At 65.4% G+C, this 1,641-nt stretch carries 2 protein-coding genes; both read right to left on the minus strand.

Annotated features, from left to right (window positions below; all coding sequences use genetic code 11):
• Positions 1 to 40: 40 nt before the first annotated feature.
• On the minus strand, positions 41 to 721 hold the full coding sequence (locus MXB90_RS17645; protein ID WP_250046717.1) for an isochorismatase family protein: 681 nt from the start codon (positions 719 to 721) through the stop codon (positions 41 to 43).
• Positions 722 to 731: 10 nt separating this feature from the next.
• A complete protein-coding gene (locus MXB90_RS17650; protein ID WP_250046718.1) occupies positions 732 to 1,601 on the minus strand; it encodes an isocitrate lyase/PEP mutase family protein in 870 nt (289 codons plus the stop codon).
• Between the last annotated feature and the right edge of the window lie 40 nt (positions 1,602 to 1,641).

Consider the following 1,641-nt stretch of genomic DNA (forward strand, 5'->3'; position numbering starts at 1 on the left):
CAGAAGGTCGATTTCGTCACTCATGTCCATTCCCCGGGGTTCAGGCGATCGCTTCCAGCGCGCGCAGGGTGTCGTCGGTGCTCATGACGTCGGCATATTTGGACGCCATGTCGAACAGGTTCACCGCATGCGAGGTGGCCGAACGGTCGTAGACCGCATCTTCCGGCACCGTCACGCGGAAGTTGTAGGCAAAGCCGTCCACCACCGACCCGCGCACACAGCCCGAGGTCGTGCAGCCCGTGACCACCAGCGAATCCGCGCCCGCGTCGATCAGATAGCTGACCAGCGGTGTGCCGAAAAACGCGCTGGGGTGCTTCTTCGGCAGCAGGATGTCACCCGGCTGCGGCGCGATGTCGGGCACGAATTCATAGCCCTTGGCCGCCACGCCCATCAGCGCGGGCACCTTGTCGGCCAGACGGCCCTGGTCGAATTGTTCCTTGGGGGCGACATGCGGATACATGATCGGCCAGCCCTTGGCGCGGAACATGGTGACCAGCCGCTTGATATTGGCCACCGCGTCCCAACCCACCTGCCCGCAAGAGGTGGGGAATTCCTTGATCGATTCCCAGAAGGGCTGCGGCGTGGTGCCGACCGTGCGGTATTGCACGTCGATGATCAAAAGCGCCGGGCGCTTGCCCAGACCCGTGGGCTTGCCGAACCCCGCCGCCGCATAGGCGCGCTGTTCTTCCTCGCTGATGATGCCGTCCCAGATGCGTGCCATGTCGGCCCCCTTATCCTTCGTGTCTGTATTTTGCTTCCAGCGCGTCCCAGCGGTCTTTCGCGACCGCCGCCTGACGCGCCTCGAATGAGGCCAGCCGGTCCGCCACCCGGTTCAGGTTGCCATCCTGCTGCAGCGCCTCGAGCACCTCACGCGAGGCGTGAAGCGCCGCTTGCAGCGCGGCATTGGCATAAAGCACCAGCGAAAAGCCGTTTTCGGCCAGCACCGCGCGCCCCGGATCGGGGGTCTTGCCGCCAAAGACGATATTGGCCACCTGCGGCGCGGGCAGTTCGCGCCCGATCCGGGCCAGTTCGTCAAAACTTTGCGGCGCCTCGACAAAGGTGATGTCGGCGCCCGCCGCGATATAGGCGCTGGCGCGTTCCAGCGCGGCATCCAGCCCCTCGACGGCGCGGGCATCGGTGCGCGCGATGATCTGCAGGTTCTGGTCCTGGCGCGCATCGACGGCGGCCTTGATCTTTTGCACCATCTCGGCGCAGGAAATCACGCCCTTGCCGTTGAAATGGCCGCATTTCTTGGGGAATACCTGATCCTCGATCTGGATCCCCGCCGCGCCCGCGCGTTCCAGCACGCGCACGGTGCGCACCATGTTCACCGCGTTGCCAAAGCCGGTGTCGGCATCGACGATGATCGGAATGTCCACCGCATCGGCCATCATCGCCACCGTCTGGGCGACCTCGGTCAGGGTGGTCAGGCCCACATCGGGCGCGCCCAGCGACATGTTGGCGATGCCCGCGCCAGTGGCATAGACGACCTGGAACCCCAGATCTTCAATCACGCGCGCAAACAGCGCATTGGGCGCCCCCGGCACGGTCAGCGCAGTGCGCGCCGCGACAAGTTGGCGAAGCTTTTCGGTATTCCGCATGGGTCTTTCCACTGGATGCGCCGGGCCCAGGGCCGGCCGG

It is taken from the genome of Phaeovulum molybdatiresistens (assembly GCF_023544865.1).
Classification (GTDB): Bacteria; Pseudomonadota; Alphaproteobacteria; order Rhodobacterales; family Rhodobacteraceae; genus Pontitalea.

What these genes read in the sequence shown, in the direction of transcription:
- MXB90_RS17645 (WP_250046717.1), bottom strand. Translation starts at nt 721, where the DNA reads ATGGCACGCATCTGGGACGGCATCATCAGCGAGGAAGAACAGCGCGCC.
- MXB90_RS17650 (WP_250046718.1), bottom strand. Translation starts at nt 1,601, where the DNA reads ATGCGGAATACCGAAAAGCTTCGCCAACTTGTCGCGGCGCGCACTGCG.